General features: G+C 72.4%; 14 protein-coding genes. All 14 read left to right on the top strand.

What is annotated here, in order from left to right:
* The 14 genes from E8M80_RS05055 (at position 1) to bchC (ending at position 15,444) form a co-directional block, all read left to right on the top strand.
* A complete protein-coding gene (locus tag E8M80_RS05055; protein ID WP_137124552.1) occupies positions 1–321 on the top strand; it encodes a hypothetical protein in 321 nt (106 codons plus the stop codon).
* Positions 321–1,439: a magnesium-protoporphyrin IX monomethyl ester (oxidative) cyclase gene (acsF, locus tag E8M80_RS05050; protein WP_240789897.1), complete on the top strand. Its 1,119-nt coding sequence runs from the start codon at positions 321–323 to the stop codon at positions 1,437–1,439. Before E8M80_RS05055 ends, acsF begins: the two co-directional genes overlap by 1 nt.
* 26 nt (positions 1,440–1,465) lie before the next feature.
* Positions 1,466–2,533 (top strand): putative photosynthetic complex assembly protein PuhE, encoded by a 1,068-nt coding sequence (puhE, locus tag E8M80_RS05045; RefSeq protein WP_137124551.1) that lies wholly within the window; start codon positions 1,466–1,468, stop codon positions 2,531–2,533.
* A 109-nt stretch (positions 2,534–2,642) separates the two neighbouring features.
* Entirely contained in the window at positions 2,643–3,854 is a 1,212-nt protein-coding gene (gene hemA / locus E8M80_RS05040; RefSeq protein ID WP_137124550.1) for a 5-aminolevulinate synthase, read from the top strand.
* A complete protein-coding gene (bchI, locus tag E8M80_RS05035) occupies positions 3,854–4,966 on the top strand; it encodes a magnesium chelatase ATPase subunit I (RefSeq protein ID WP_137124549.1) in 1,113 nt (370 codons plus the stop codon). The genes hemA and bchI overlap by 1 nt, the downstream gene beginning before the upstream one ends.
* Complete coding sequence (locus tag E8M80_RS05030) at positions 4,963–6,726, top strand: magnesium chelatase subunit D (protein WP_240789896.1); 1,764 nt, start codon at positions 4,963–4,965, stop codon at positions 6,724–6,726. The genes bchI and E8M80_RS05030 overlap by 4 nt, the downstream gene beginning before the upstream one ends.
* A 1-nt stretch (position 6,727) precedes the next feature.
* Complete coding sequence (bchO, locus tag E8M80_RS05025) at positions 6,728–7,612, top strand: alpha/beta fold hydrolase BchO (RefSeq protein WP_137124548.1); 885 nt, start codon at positions 6,728–6,730, stop codon at positions 7,610–7,612.
* Entirely contained in the window at positions 7,609–8,898 is a 1,290-nt protein-coding gene (locus E8M80_RS05020; RefSeq protein WP_137124547.1) for a DUF3422 family protein, read from the top strand. The genes bchO and E8M80_RS05020 overlap by 4 nt, the downstream gene beginning before the upstream one ends.
* Positions 8,895–9,938: a phytoene/squalene synthase family protein gene (locus tag E8M80_RS05015; RefSeq protein ID WP_137124546.1), complete on the top strand. Its 1,044-nt coding sequence runs from the start codon at positions 8,895–8,897 to the stop codon at positions 9,936–9,938. Before E8M80_RS05020 ends, E8M80_RS05015 begins: the two co-directional genes overlap by 4 nt.
* 93 nt (positions 9,939–10,031) lie before the next feature.
* Entirely contained in the window at positions 10,032–11,693 is a 1,662-nt protein-coding gene (bchE, locus tag E8M80_RS05010; protein ID WP_137124545.1) for a magnesium-protoporphyrin IX monomethyl ester anaerobic oxidative cyclase, read from the top strand.
* A 5-nt stretch (positions 11,694–11,698) separates the two neighbouring features.
* Entirely contained in the window at positions 11,699–12,307 is a 609-nt protein-coding gene (gene bchJ, locus E8M80_RS05005; protein ID WP_240789895.1) for a bacteriochlorophyll 4-vinyl reductase, read from the top strand.
* 83 nt (positions 12,308–12,390) lie between these two features.
* Complete coding sequence (locus tag E8M80_RS05000; RefSeq protein WP_137124543.1) at positions 12,391–13,257, top strand: polyprenyl synthetase family protein; 867 nt, start codon at positions 12,391–12,393, stop codon at positions 13,255–13,257.
* 10 nt (positions 13,258–13,267) lie between these two features.
* Positions 13,268–14,425 carry a methyltransferase gene (locus E8M80_RS04995; protein ID WP_137124542.1) on the top strand — a complete coding sequence of 386 codons (1,158 nt, stop codon included), beginning with the start codon at positions 13,268–13,270 and terminating at the stop codon, positions 14,423–14,425.
* A gap of 80 nt (positions 14,426–14,505) precedes the next feature.
* Complete coding sequence (gene bchC / locus E8M80_RS04990) at positions 14,506–15,444, top strand: chlorophyll synthesis pathway protein BchC (protein ID WP_137124541.1); 939 nt, start codon at positions 14,506–14,508, stop codon at positions 15,442–15,444.
* Positions 15,445–15,459 lie beyond the last annotated feature (15 nt).

Here is a 15,459-nt window from a genome sequence, read left to right as displayed (position 1 = left end):
ATGACGACGAAAGGAACGGGCTGGCCCGCGTGGCTCGGCGGAACCTCGACGTTTGAGGTGCCCTGCACGGTCGAGATCGAGCGAAGCTTCGACAGTTTCCATGCCTATGCGGTGCCGGAGGGCGTCGAGCTCCGCCCCGGCGACCGGGTGGTCGTGCACGGCACGCCGGACCACGTCGCGTTCGGGGAGAAGATGAGCTTCGAGACGCGCGCCACCGTCTACCGCGCCGGGCCGCTGACGCGCCTCTGGACGCAATGGGTCGCGATCTTCGAACTGACGGAACTCTACCATTGCGGGTTCGAGCCGAAGGAGGCCGCGTGATGGAGACGATCATCCTGGGCGGCCCGAACGAGGGCATGATCCCGCCGACCACGCACCACGGACCCAAGGCCCATGCGTCCGCCGAGGCGACGCGCATGGCCATGACCGAGACCGTGCTGTCCCCGCGCTTCTACACGACCGACTTCGCCGCGATGGACAAGGTCGATGTCGAGCCGCTACGCGCGCAATGGGACCGGCTGATGGACGAGTTCCGCGCCGACCCGAACAAGGGCCATTTCGTCCGCAACACGGATTTTGACAGCTTCGACCTGAGCGCCCTGCCGCCAGGCCTGCAGAAGGAACTGGTTGAGTTCCTGGTCAGCAGCGTCACGGCCGAATTCTCGGGCTGCGTGCTCTATGCCGAGATCAAGAAGCGGGTAAAGAACCCCGACATCAAGGAGCTGTTTTCCGTCATGGCCCGCGACGAGAGTCGCCATGCCGGATTCATCAACGACAGCCTGAAGGACATCGGCGTCGGCGTGGACCTCGGCTTCCTGACCAAGGCCAAGAAATACCACTACTTCCAGCCGAAGTTCATCTTCTACGCCACCTATCTGAGCGAGAAGATCGGGTATGCCCGCTACATCACGATCTTCCGCCAGTTCGAGAAGCACCCGGAGCTTCGCTTCCACCCGATCTTCCAGTGGTTCGAGAAGTGGTGCAACGACGAGTTCCGCCATGGCGAGGCCTTCGCCCTGCTGATGCGCGCCAACCCGGCGCTGGTCAGCGGCATGAACGTCTGGTGGTGCCGCTTCTTCCAACTCGCGGTCTTCGCCACGATGTACGTGCGCGACCACGCGCGGCCGGAATTCCACAAGGCGCTCGGCATGACGCCGACGGACTACGACATGCGCGTCTTCCGCATTACCGAGGAAATCTGCCGCCAGGTCTTCCCGGCGACGCTCGATGTCGACCATCCGGGCTTCCTGCGGGACATGGAGCGGCTGCGGAAGCTGGCCGATGCCATCGGCGCGGCGAAGGCGCAGGGCGGCATCGTGGGCGCGGCGAAGCGGATCGGACTGTCGGTGGCGGCAGGCGCCACCTTCGTGGGCGCCCTGCTGCGGCGCCCGCGGCGCCACGACCTGCCGGCGGATGCGCGCCTGCAGCCGGCCTGGTAGCGGGAAGGGGGGGCGGAGCCGCAGGCATGGCCGAGATCGGCATCCCCGCACTGGTGACGATCTTCGCCTGGTGGTTCAGCACCGGGCTGATCCTGCTGCTGGACGGCCTGCGGCGGGAGACCTTCGTGCGCAGCATGAGTCTCGCGACCGTCGTGCTCGTGCTGGCCCTCTATGGCGTCGCGACGCTCGCGCAGGACACGAGCACGTCGGGCGCCTATCTCGGCTTCCTCTGCGGGCTGGCGGTCTGGGGCTGGATCGAGCTGTCGTTCCTGACCGGCATCCTGACCGGCCCGCGCCGGGCGCCATGCCCGCCGGGGATCCAGGGGCCGCGCCGCGTGGTGGCGGCGATCGCCGCCATCCTCTGGCACGAATTCGCGATCATCGGCGGTGCGGCGCTGGTGATCGCGCTGTCCTGGGGCGCGCCGAACCAGGTGGCCGCCTGGACCTTCGGCATCCTCTGGGTGATGCGGCAGAGCACCAAGATCAACATCTTCCTGGGCGCCAGGAACACTGGCGAAGGCTTCCTGCCGGACCATCTGCGCTATATCGGAACTTACTTCCGCAGCCGACCGATGAACCTGCTGTTCCCCTTCTCCGTGACCGCCGCGACGCTGTTCTGCGCCTGGCTGTTCCACCGCGCGCTGCTGCCCGGCGCGACCCCCTTCGAGGTGACGGCCGCGAGCCTGCTCGGCACGCTGGCGGCGCTCGCGGTGCTCGAGCACTGGTTCCTGATGCTGCCGCTCCCGGTCGAGGCGCTCTGGCGCTGGGCGATGGACCGGCGCGCTGCGGCACGCCCCGCGCCGGGGACGGCGGCCTGGGAGGTCGGGCTCTCTGCGCCCTGCGACGCGGCCTCGCTGGACCGGCTGCTCGCGGAGGTCGCGGACGGCGCCTATGGCCGGGTCGAAAGCCTGCACGGCACCTTGCGGTCGGGCTCCGGCTGGGTGCAATTCGACCTGGCCGGCGGCCAGGCCCAGGTGCTGTCCGTGGCGCCATCGGGCGACGCGGCACCGCGGGTGGTGGCGGTCGGGCCGATGCGCGACTTGGCGCGGTTGCGCTCGGCTCTCGAAGCCTGCCTGAGGCCCGCGGCGGCATGATCGGCATCAAGGACATTGCGGGCCCTGCCCGGTTTTCCTACGGCATCGCGTCGCGCCGTCGCGCATGCTGTCCCAACATGGCGCACCGGACCGACCGGGGAGGTCACTCATGAACTACGAAGCCTATTTCCGCTCCCAGCTCGACGGCCTCCGGCGCGAGGGACGGTACCGTGTCTTCGCTGACATCGAACGCCAGGCGGGCGCCTTCCCGCGCGCCATCCGCCACGATGCGGGCAAGGCGCGCGAGGTCACGGTCTGGTGCTCCAACGATTACCTCGGCATGGGGCAGCACCCGAAGGTTCTGGCCGCGATGCACGAGGCGCTCGACCGCTATGGTGCGGGGGCGGGCGGCACGCGCAACATCTCGGGCACCAACCACGCGCATGTTCTGCTGGAACAGGAACTCGCCGCGCTGCACGGGACCGAGGCGGCGCTGCTGTTCAACTCCGGCTACATGTCGAACTGGGCCTCGCTCTCCACGCTCGCGTCGCGCATGCCGGGCTGCGTCATCGTCTCCGACGAGATGAACCACGCATCGATGATCGAGGGCATGCGCCATTCGCGCGCCGAGCGCCGGCTGTTCCGCCACAACGACGTGATCGACCTGCGCCGCGTGCTGTCGGAACTCGACCCCAAGGCGCCGAAGCTGGTCGCCTTCGAGAGCGTCTATTCCATGGACGGCGACATCGCGCCGATCGCCGAGATCTGCGACGTGGCCGATGAATTCGGCGCCATGACCTATTGCGACGAGGTCCACGGCGTCGGCCTCTACGGCGCGACGGGCGGCGGCGTGACCGAGCGTGACGGCGTCGCGCATCGCCTGACCGTCATCGAGGGCACGCTCGCCAAGGCGTTCGGCGTGATCGGCGGCTACATCGCGGGCTCCCACGCGATGTGCGACTTCGTGCGGTCCTTCGCCTCGGGCTTCATCTTCTCGACCGCGCTGCCGCCGGCGGTCGCCGCCGGGGCGCGCGCCGCGATCCAGCACCTGCGCCAGTCGAACACGGAACGCGAGCGGCTGCACGAACGCGCGGCCACGCTGCGCCGGCGGCTCGATGCGATCGGCGTGCCGCACCTCCCCAACAACAGCCACATCGTGCCGGTGATGGTCTACGACCCCGTCATCTGCAAGGACATCAGTGACATCCTGCTCGATGAGCACGGCGTCTATGTCCAGCCGATCAACTACCCGACGGTACCGCGCGGCACCGAGCGGCTGCGCATCACGCCTTCCCCCGTGCACAGCGACGCCGACATGGACCACCTCGTCTCGGCGCTCGAGAAGGTGTGGTCGCGCTTCAGCCTGAGGCGCGCGGCCTGATGGATCAGGTTCCCGGCGACCACGGCCGGGGCGGGGAGGAGGTGGCCGTCTCGTCCGTCCCTCCTCGCACGAAGGCGGGGCGCGCGTCTCCTGGCGGTCGCGCGCCCTATCCCTTCGCGGCCATCGTTGCGCAGGAGGAGATGCTGCGCGCGCTGCTGATCGCGGCCGTCGACGGCAGCGTCGGCGGCGTGCTGGTGCTGGGGGACCGCGGCACCGGCAAGTCCACCGCCGTGCGCGCGCTGGCCGCGCTGCTGCCGCCGATGAAGGCCGTGGCGGGCTGCCGCTTCGGCTGCGACCCGGCGGATGCAGCCGCGCTCTGCGCCGATTGCCGTGCGCGCGGCCGCCTCAAGGCCATCGAGGCGCCGGTGCCGGTCGTGGACCTGCCGCTCGGCGCGACCGAGGACCGCGTCGCGGGCGCGCTCGACATCGAGCGTGCGCTGGCCGACGGCGTGAAGGCCTTCGAGCCGGGGCTGCTCGCGCGCGCCCATCGCGGCTTCCTCTACATCGACGAGGTGAACCTCCTCGAGGACCACCTGGTTGACCTGCTGCTCGATGTCGCTGCCTCCGGCGAGAACCTGGTGGAGCGCGAGGGCATCAGCATCCGCCACCCCGCGCGCTTCGTGCTGGTCGGCAGCGGCAACCCCGAGGAAGGGGAGCTGCGCCCGCAGCTGCTCGACCGCTTCGGGCTTTGCGTGGAGGTCCGCACGCCGATGGACGTGCCGACGCGCATCGAGGTGATCCGCCGCCGCGACGCCTATGAGCGCGACCACGCCGCCTTCTGCGCCGCCTGGGAGAAGGAGCAGGCGAAGCTCCGCCGCCGTATCCTCGCCGCGCGCGCGCATATCGGCCAGGTCGCGGTGCCGGATGCCGCGCTCGAGCGCGCCGCCACGCTCTGCCTCGCGCTTGGCACGGACGGGCTGCGCGGGGAGCTCACGCTGATCCGCGCGGCGCGCGCGCTGGCGGCGCTTGAGGGGCGCACCAGCGTTGGCGACGCCGAGCTCCGCGCCGTGGCCAGCCCCGCGCTGCGCCACCGCCTGCGGCGGAACCCGCTCGACGAGACCTCCTCCGGCGCGCGGGTCGAGCGCGCGGTGGCCGAGCTGTTCGGGCCGTGACCGCGGCCGGCGACGGGCGCGCAGGGCCGCGCGCGGCGCCGGAGGACAGCGTGGCCCTGGACCAGCGCGCGGCCGCGGCGCTGCTCGCCGTGGATCCGGTCGGACTTGGCGGCGCGGTGCTGCGCGGCGGGCCGGGGCCGGAGCGCGATGCCTGGCTCGCGCAGCTGCGCCGGAACCTGCCCGCTGCCACGCCGTGGCGCCGCATGCCGGCCGCCGTGCCCGACAGCCGGCTGCTTGGCGGGCTCGACCTCACCGCGACGCTCGCCGCCGGGCGGCCGGTCGCGGAGCGTGGCCTGCTGGCCGAGGCCGATGGCGGCCTGCTGCTGCTCGCCATGGCGGAACGCGCCGCACCCGGCATGGCGGCCCGCATCGCCGCGGTGATGGATGCGCAGGAGGTGGCGCTGGAACGCGACGGTCTCGCGCGCCGCCTGCCCGCGCGCTTCGGCCTGGTCGCCCTCGACGAAGGGGTGGAGGAGGAGCGCGTGGCAGAGGCGCTGCGCGACCGCCTGGCGTTTCACATCTCGCCCGGGCGCCCAGGGGACGACGATCCGCCCACGTCGCGCGACGCCATCGCGGCGGCGCGGGCGCGCCTCGCCGCCGTGCGCGTGCCGGCGGAGATGACCGAAGCGCTGGCCGGGGCCGCGCTCGCGCTCGGCATCGCCTCCCTTCGCGCGCCCATGCTGGCGCAGCGCGCCGCCATCGCCGCCGCCGCGCTGTCCGGTCGCCGCGAGGTCTCGGCCGAGGACGCGGCGCTCGCCGCGCGCCTGGTGCTCGCCCCGCGCGCGACGCGCGTGCCGGAGGCCGAGCCACCGCCCGCCGAGGAACCCCCGCCGCCCGAACAGGGCGAGACGCAGGACGCGCCCAAGGGCGCCGAGGAACAGGCGCCGCTCGCCGACCGCATCCTCGACGCCGCGCGGGCCGTGCTGCCGGAGGGGCTGCTGGCCGGGCTCGGCGCCGGGCTCAGGGAGGCGGCGCGACACGCTTCCCCCGATGGCCGCGCCGGCGCGCGGCACGCGACGCCGCTGCGTGGCCGGCCAGCCGGCGTGCGCCAGGGCGAGCTGCGGAGCGGCGCCCGGCTTGCGCTGGTCGAGACGCTGCGCGCCGCGGCACCATGGCAGAAGCTGCGCCGCACGCAGCGCACCGGCGGCCCGCGCGTGCTCGTGAAGCGGGAGGACATCCGGCTGCGCCGCTTCGAGGCGCCGCAGGAGACGACGGCGATCTTCGTCGTCGATGCCTCCGGCTCCGCCGCCATGCACCGCCTGGCGGAAGCCAAGGGCGCGGTCGAACTGCTGCTGGCCGATTGCTATGTGCGCCGAGACAAGGTGGCGCTGATCGGCTTCCGCGGCGCGGGCGCCGAGGTGCTGCTGCCGCCGACCGCATCGCTCGTGCGCGCGAAACGCTCGCTGGCGGGGTTGCCGGGGGGTGGCGGCACGCCGCTCGCCGCCGGGCTCGATGCCGCGCGCGGCATGGTCGAGGCGTGCCGACGCGCGGGCCGCACGCCGCTCATCGTGCTGCTGACCGACGGGCGCGCCAATGTCGCGCGCGACGGCACGGGCGGGCGCGCGGGCGCCGAGGCCGATGCGCTCGAAGCCGCGCGGCCGCTCCGACTCGCTGCCGTGCCCGCGCTGCTGGTCGATACCGCGCCGCGCCCTCAGGCCTTCGCGAAGGGCCTCGCGGCCGCGATGGGGGCCCGCTATTTGCCCTTGCCGGCGGCCGATGCGGCGCGCCTGTCGCAGGCCGTACGCGAGACGGCGGCCTGAGATGGCCGAGCGCCCGTCCTGGACGGTCGATGGCCGCGACTGGCCGAACCGGGAGGCGAGCCGTTTCCTGCGCGCGGGCGCTCTCGACTGGCATGTGCAGGTGGCCGGGCAGGGGCCCGTCATCCTGCTGCTGCACGGCACCGCGGCGGCGACGCATTCCTGGCGCGACGTGATCCCCCGCCTGGCCGCACATGCGACCGTGGTGGCGCCGGACCTGCCGGGCCACGGCTTCACCGGCATGCCGGGGGATGTCGGCCTGTCGCTGCCGGGCATGGCGCGGCTGGTGGCCGCGCTGGTGGAGGCGCTCGGCCTGCGGCCGGTGGTGGCGGTCGGGCATTCGGCCGGCGCCGCCGTCGCGTTGCGCATGGCGCTCGACGGGCGCATCGCGCCGCGCGCCGTGGTCAGCCTGAACGGCGCGCTGACGCCGCTCGGCGAGGAGCACGCCGCCTTCTTCACGCGCGCCGCGCGCCTGCTGGTCGGGCTGCCCTTCGTGCCGCGCCTTTTCGCCTGGCGCGCGGCGAACCGCGAGGTCGCCGAGCGCCTGCTGCGCGACACCGGATCGCGCATCGACGCGCGCGGCGTCGAGCTTTACGCGCGACTGTTCCGGCGCGCGGGGCATCTGTCGGGTGCGCTGCGGATGATGGCGAACTGGGACCTGGCACCCCTGCTGCGGGACCTGCCGCGGCTCGGCGCCGCGCTGCTGCTGGCGGTCGGCGCGAACGACCGCACCATCGCGCCGTCCAAGGCGCGGCGCATCGCGGCGCTGGTGCCGGGCGCGCGGATCGAGACGCTGTCCGGCCTCGGCCACCTGATGCACGAGGAACGGCCGGACCTGGTCGCATCGCTGCTGCTGCAAATGCTGCAGGCGGAGATGGCCGAGCCGTGAGCCTGCCCGCCTCCCACCCGTTGCGCGCCGAGCTGAACGACGAGGTGCATGCACGCCCGCCCGAGGCGCTGGTGCCGCCCTGCCGCATCTCGCACCTCGCGCTGCTCCCAGACGACGACGCGCCGCGCGACGAGAGCCTGGCCGCGCTGGTCGCGCTGGCGAAGCGCTTCGGCGGCCCCGAGCCCGCGCCGGGTGCCACGCACTACAGCGCCGACCTCGGCCCGTTCCGCCTGAAATGGGAACGGCACACGGAGTTCAGCCGATTCATGGTGATCGTGCCGGGGCTGGAGGCCGATCCCTTTGCCAGCACGGCGATGGAGGCGTTGCCCGGGGACTGGGTGGCCGCGCTGCCCGGCCGGGTCATCGCCGCGCAGCACGTGGCGCTCCTGCCCGATGACGGCGCGCCCTTCGACATCGCGGCGCTCTCGGCACGGCATTTCGCGGGCAACCACCTGCTCGGCGCCGAGGTCAGCGCCGGGCGCGCCACTGCCATCACGGATTTCCGGATCCAGCCCGATGGCTTCAGCCGCTTCCTGTTGCTCGACCGTGGCACGGGTGCGCGGCAGGCCGGGCGGATCGTGCAGCGGCTGATCGAGATCGATACCTATCGCGTCATGGCGCTGCTCGCCTTTCCGCTGGCGCGGCGGCTCTCGCCCGAACTGGCGGCGCAGGAGCGGGAACTCGCCGCGGTGACCGACGCGCTGATCGGCTGTGGCGACGACGACGAGCCGGTGCTGCTCGATCGCCTGACGCGCCTCGCCGCCGAGATCGAGAGCGGGGAGGCGCGCAACCGCTACCGCTTCAGCGCGGGCGCCGCCTACTACGAGATCGTCCAGCGCCGCATCGAGGACCTGCGTGAGGGCCGGATCGAGGGGCTGCAGACGGTGCGCGAATTCACCGAGAGGCGGCTCGCGCCGGCGATGAACACGTGCCTTGCGATGGCACAGCGCCAGGTGCTGCTGTCGCAGCGCGTGGCGCGCGCCACTCAGCTGCTGTCCACGCGAGTCGATCTCACGCGCGAGCGGCAGAACCAGGCGCTGCTGGCCTCGATGGACCGGCGGGCGCGGCTGCAGCTGCGCCTGCAGCAGACCGTGGAAGGCCTCTCGGTCGCGGCCATCACCTACTACGTCGTCGGGCTCATCGGCTATGCGGCCAAGGCGCTGTCCGACGCGCGGGTGCCGGTGCGCGACGAGGTGGTGACGGGCCTTGCCGTGCCCGTCGTGGCGCTTGCCGTCTATGCGGCGACGCGGCGCGTGCGCCGGCGGATGGAGCGGGAGGAAACATGACGGGTTTCGCCATCGCCGAGGACGACCTCGCGCATTGCCGGCGGCTGCTCGCGGGCGGCTCGAAGTCCTTCCATGCGGCGTCGATGCTGCTGCCGCGGCGCATCGCCGCGCCCGCGACCGCGCTCTATGCCTTCTGCCGCGTGGCCGATGACGAGATCGACCTGTCGGGCGGCAAGCAGGAGGCGATGGCGCGCCTGGCCGCGCGGCTCGATGCCGCCTATGCCGGCACGCCGCAGGACGACCCGGTGGACCGCGCCTTCGCCGCCGTGGTCGATCAGTTCAGCATCCCGCGCACGCTGCCGGAGGCGCTGCTCGAGGGGCTCGCCTGGGATGCCGTCGGGCGGCGCTACGAGGACATGCCGGCGCTCGAGGCCTATGCGACGCGCGTCGCGGGGACGGTGGGCGCGATGATGACGCTGCTGATGGGCGTGCGCGACACGGATGCGATCGCGCGCGCCTGCGACCTCGGCCTGGGGATGCAACTGACCAACATCGCGCGCGATGTGGGCGAGGATGCGCGGGAGGGGCGGCTCTATCTTCCGCTCGCCTGGCTGCGGGAGGAAGGGATCGCGCCTGCCGAGTTCCTCGCCGCGCCGGCCTTCACGCCGGCCGTCGCGCGGCTGGTGGCGCGGCTACTGGCGGCGGCGGACAGGCACTATTCGCGCGCGGCCGCGGGCATTTCCCTGCTGCCGCGCGACTGCCGGGCGGGCATCGGCGCGGCGCGCGTCATCTACGCCGAGATCGGGCGCGAGCTCGAGCGCAACGGGCTCGACTCGATCACGCGGCGCGCCGTGGTGCCGGGCTGGCGCAAGGCCGCGCTTCTGGCGCGCGCGGCCGGCGCGCTGGTCGGGCGGCGCGGCGGCGCGGGCGAACCGCCCTGCGAGGCCGCCTCCTACCTTGTGGAAGCGGTGGCCGCAGCGCCGTCGCCGGCGAGCTTCATTCCGCGCGGCTGGGGCAGCCGGCTGATCTGGGCGCTGGAACTGATGGACCGGCTGGACCGGGAGAGGGCGGTCGAACGTCCAGTTCGAGTGACAGCATAAAGCGTCAGTCGAAATTGACGCATCGCAAAGCATGACCGGTGTGCCGGGCGCAGCCTTTCCCTCGCCGCAGGACAGGCGGCGGGAGACCCCGGCATGCGCATCGTCCTCATCCATCCGAACTACCATTCCGGCGGCGCCGAGATCGCCGGCAACTGGTCGCCCGCCTGGGTCGCCTACCTCTCCGGCTTCCTGAAGGCCGAGGGCTACACCGACATCCACTTCATCGACGCGATGACGAACCACCTGACGCATGAGCAGGTGCGCGACCGGCTTGCGCGCCTTGAGCCGGACATCGTCGGCGCCACCGCGATCACGCCCGCGATCTACGAGGCGGAAGCCGTGCTGAAGATCGCGAAGGAGACCTGCCCCGGCGCCGTGACGGTGCTGGGCGGCATCCACGGCACCTTCATGTATCAGCAGGTGCTGACCGAGGCGCCCTGGATCGACTGCGTCGTGCGCGGCGAAGGGGAGCAGATCCTGACCGATCTCGTGCGCTGCGTCGAGGATGGCCGCTGGCCTGCGGAGCGCGGCACCGTGAAGGGCATCGCCTTCGCCGAGGACGACAGGATCGTCGCGACCCCGGCCTGCCCGACGATCAGGGACGTGGATCGCATCGTCGCCGACTGGTCCGTGCTCGACTGGTCGAAATACACCTACATCCCGATGAACACGAAGGTCGCGATCCCGAACTTGGCGCGCGGCTGCCCCTTCACCTGTTCCTTCTGCAGCCAGTGGAAGTTCTGGCGCGACTACCGCGTGCGCGACCCGAAGCGCGTGGTCGACGAGATCGAGGACCTGGTGCGCAACCACGGCGTCGGCTTCTTCATCCTGGCGGACGAGGAGCCGACCATCCACAAGAAGAAGTTCGTGGAGTTCTGCGAGGCGCTGATCGAGCGCGACCTGCCGGTGCTCTGGGGCATCAACACGCGCGTGACCGACATCCTGCGCGATGAGGCGCTGCTGCCGCTCTACCGCCGCGCGGGCCTCATCCACGTCTCGCTCGGCACGGAAGCCGCGGCGCAGCTCAAGCTCGACCGCTTCAACAAGGAAACCACGGTCGCGCAGAACAAGAAGGCGATCCAGCTGCTGCGCGCCAACGGCATCGTCGCCGAGGCGCAGTTCATCGTGGGCCTCGAGAACGAGACGGTCGAGACGCTCGAGGAAACCTACCGCATGGCGCTGGACTGGGACCCGGACATGGCGAACTGGGCCATGTACACGCCCTGGCCCTTCAACGACCTCTTCAAGGAGCTGGGCGACAAGGTCGAGGTGTTCGACTTCTCGAAGTACAATTTCGTCACGCCCATCATGAAGCCGGACGCGATGGACCGCGCCACGCTGCTCGACCGCACCATGGCCAACTACCGGCGCTTCTACCTGCGCAAGACCTTCCTCGGCTATCCGTGGATCCGCGACAAGGTGAAGCGCAGCTACATGCTGGGCTGCCTCTGGGCCTTCGCGAAATCGGGCTTCCAGCGGACCTTCTACGACCTCGGCAAGGTCGGCTACTGGGGGCCGCAATCCAAGAAGAACGTCGATTTCCACTTCGACGAGACCCGCACAATGACGCGCGAGGCCGCGCGCGCGCCGCACAACGCGATGTGGAAGTCCATGCACCGCCCGAAGGTGAAGATCCCGTCGACAAATGCGGCCGCGGAGGTGCGTGCCTGCGGCGGCGGCGAGGAGCAGCTCACCGAGGCCCAGATGGATGCCGTCGCGGCGCCGCGCGAAAGGGCGCCGCTGCAGGGGGATTGACGCGCGTGTCCCAGGCATCCGCGCGGATCGGACCCAATGCGGTCACGCGCCTGGCGGAGGCACTGGCGGCGGTGCGCGGCGCGGAGGGGGCGCGCGCCGTGTTCGACCGCGCCGGCCTTGCGCATCGCCTGGCGCGCCCGCCCGACCGGATGGTCGAGGAAGTCGAGGTCATCGCGCTGCATGCCGCGCTGCGCGCCAGCCTGCCTGCCGCCGAGGCGCACGACGTGGCGCGCGACGCCGGGGACCGCACGGCGGCCTATCTGCTGGAGCATCGCATCCCGCGCGCGATGCGTGCGGTGCTGCCCCGCCTTCCCGCGCGCCTCGCGGCCCGGGTGCTGCTCATGGCCATCGGCGGCCACGCCTGGACCTTCGCGGGCAGCGGGCAGTTCGAGGCGTTGCCGGGCTTCCCGGTCCGCTTCGCCATCGCCGGCGGGCCGCTCGCGCGCGGGGTCGTCTCGGCGGTGCCTGCCTGCGCCTACTACGCCGCGACCTTCGAGGGCCTGTTCCGCGCGCTGGTGCACCCGGCGGCGCGCGTGGTCGAGACGGCCTGCGAGGCCGCCGGTGCCCCGCGCTGCATCTTCGAGGCCAGGTGGCAGGCGCGCAAAAGCGTTTGACTTGACTGTCCAGTTGGATTGACACTTCGAAAGTCAATCGTAACTGACGTGCCGGCGTGACGGCCGCCGCCCGGAGAAACCGCATGGACCCCGCGACCCGCATCGAGGCCACGCTGGCCGATTCCGTGCTCCTCGCCGAGGCGGCCGGCGCGCCGCCCCGCCTCGCCGCCGCGATGCGGCATGCCGTCTTTCCCAAGGGCGCCCGCATCCGGCCGCGGCTGACCATCGCCGTGGCGCTCGCCTGCGGCGACGACCGGCCGCGGCTGACCAGCGCGGCGGCGGCCTCGATCGAGCTGCTGCACTGCGCGAGCCTCGTGCACGACGACCTGCCCTGCTTCGACGACGCGGATACGCGGCGTGGCAAGCCTTCCGTGCATCGCGCCTATGGCGAGCCGCTTGCTGTGCTGGCTGGCGACGCGCTGATCATCCTCGCCTTCCAGACCTTGGCGCGCGCGGCGCCCTGCGCGCCGGAGCGACTCGGGCCGGTGATCGGCGCCGTCGGCGATGGCGTCGGCGTGCCCTTCGGCATCGTGGCCGGCCAAGCCTGGGAATGCGAGCCAGAGGTCAATCTCTCCGACTACCAGCGGCAGAAGACCGGCGCGCTGTTCGCGGCGGCGGCAGTGGCCGGCGCGGCGGCGGCCGGCATCGCCGATGCCGAGGCCTGGCGCCTGCTCGGCGACCGGCTCGGCGAGGCCTACCAGGTCGCCGACGACCTGCGCGACGCGGTCGAGGACGAGGCCACGATCGGCAAGCCGGTCGGCCGCGACAAGGCGCTCGGCCGGCCGAGCGCAGTGGCCGAGTTCGGCCTCAAGGGCGCGATCTCGCGGCTCGCCGCGCTGGCCGAGGGTGCCGTCGCCGCGATCCCCGACTGCCCCGGCCAGGCGATGCTGCGCGGGCTGATCCTGCAGGAGACGCGACGCCTTCTGCCGGCCAAGCTCGCGACCGCCTGAGGCGTCCCGCATGTCAGGGGCTGACACCATGGGTGCGGCGCCCTCCTCCTCCTCGCTGCTCGACCGCTTCCGGGCATTCCGCGAAGGGTTGGCGGCGCGGCCCGGCTTCCGGCGCTGGGCCGCGCGCTTCCCGCTGACCAGGCCTTTCGCGCGGCGGCGCGCCCGCGCGCTCTTCGATATCTGCGCGGGCTTCGTCTACACGCAGGTGCTGCTTGCCTGCGTCAGGCTCCGCGTCTTCGCGATCCTGGCGGAGGCGCCGCGCACGACGCCGCGCCTGGCGCCGCTGCTCGGCCTGCCGGACGAAGCGACCGAGCGGCTGATGGCCGCGGCGGCCTCCCTCGGGCTCACGGCGCGGCGGTCCGACGGCGCCTGGACGGTCGGCCCGCTCGGCGCCGCCATGATCGGCAATGACGGCATCGCCGCGATGGTCGAGCACCATGCGATGCTCTACACCGACCTCGCCGACCCGGTCGCGTTGCTGCGGCGGCCGCGCGGTGGGAACGCACTGTCGGGCTACTGGGCCTATGCCGGGGCCGAGCGGCCGGGCGCGGTCGAGCCGGGGCGCATCCGCGACTACACCGCGCTCATGGCCGCGAGCCAGCCCATGGTGGCCGAGGAAGTGCTCGCCGCCTACCGCTTCGGCCGGCACCGCGCGGTGCTCGACGTCGGCGGCGGCAACGGCGCCTTCCTGCGCGCGGTCGCGGCCGAGTCGCCCGCGCCGCGCCTGATGCTGTTCGACCTTCCGGCGGTGGCGGAGGAGGCGCGCGCACGCTTCGCTGCGGCCGGGCTCGGCGGCCGCGCGGAGGTGTTCGGCGGCGACTTCACGCAGGACGCGCTGCCGCGCGGGGCGGACCTGATCACGCTGGTGCGCGTGCTGCACGACCACGACGACGACGTGGCGCTCGGCCTGCTGCGGCGGATTCGCGCGGCACTGCCGCCGGGCGGGCGACTGCTGCTGGCGGAACCGATGGCCGGAACCGCCGGCGCCGAACCGATGGGCGAGGCCTATTTCGGCTTCTACCTGCTCGCCATGGGGCGGGGCAGGCCGCGCACGCCGGAGGAGATCCGGCGGATGCTCGCGGCAGCGGGCTTCGCCGCAAGCCGCCTGCTGCCGACGCCGACGCCCTTGCTCACGCGCGTCATCCTTGCCGAGGCGGGCGCGTCGTGACGGCACGAGTGTCAGAACTTCTTGACAGTTGCCACCGTCCATCTAGGCTGACGATCAAGCATTCAACCGGGGGGTCCGTCTTGGACACCATTGCCGTCATCCTGAAAGCACCCGAGGACCTCGTCCTCAGCCGCCTGGCGCTGACGCCGCCAGGGGCCGAGGACATCGTCGTCGCGGTGGAATGGAGCGGCATCAGCACCGGCACCGAGCGCCTGCTCTGGTCGGGCCGCATGCCGCATTTCCCGGGCATGGGTTATCCGCTGGTGCCGGGCTACGAGTCGGTGGGGCGGGTGATCGCCGCCGGGGCCGAGGCCGGGCGGCAGTGCGGCGAACGTGTCTTCGTGCCCGGTGCGCGCTGCTTCGGCGACGTGCGCGGGTTGTTCGGCGGCGCGGCGGCGCGGCTCGTGGTGCCAGCGAAGCGCGCCGTGCCGCTCGGTGACCTCGCGGGGCCCGAGGGCGTGCTGCTCGCGCTGGCCGCGACCGCCTGGCACGCCATGGCGGCGCCGCACGCATCGCCGCCCGACCTGATCGTCGGGCACGGCGTGCTCGGGCGGCTGCTGGCGCGCGTTGCGCTGCTGCATGGCGCGCAGCCGGTGGTCTGGGAGCGGGATGCCGCGCGCCGCGACGGCGCCGTCGGCTACGAGGTGGTCGATCCCGACAGCGATCCGCGGCGCGACTACCGCAGCATCTACGACGTCAGCGGCGATGCCGGCATCCTCGACCTTCTGGTGCAGCGCCTGGCGCCGGGCGGCGAGATCGTGCTCGCCGGGTTCTACTCCGACCGCATCGGCTTTTCCTTCCCGCCCGCCTTCATGCGGGAGGCGCGCCTGCGCATCGCTGCCGAATGGCAGGAGGCCGACCTTCGTGCGACGAGCGCCGCGATCCATGACGGTCGGCTCGATCTCGGGGGGCTGGTCACGCACCAGGAAGCCGCGGAGCGCGCGCCCCAGGCCTATGCGCGCGCCTTCACCGATCCATCCTGCCTGAAAATGGTCCTCGACTGGAGGGAATGCGCATGAACGCCCCGACCGGCT

This window comes from Roseomonas sp. HF4 (assembly GCF_005222755.1).
GTDB lineage: Bacteria > Pseudomonadota > Alphaproteobacteria > Acetobacterales > Acetobacteraceae > Neoroseomonas.
Note: the sequence above shows the minus strand (reverse complement) of the source record. Positions and strands in the feature narration are given on the sequence as shown.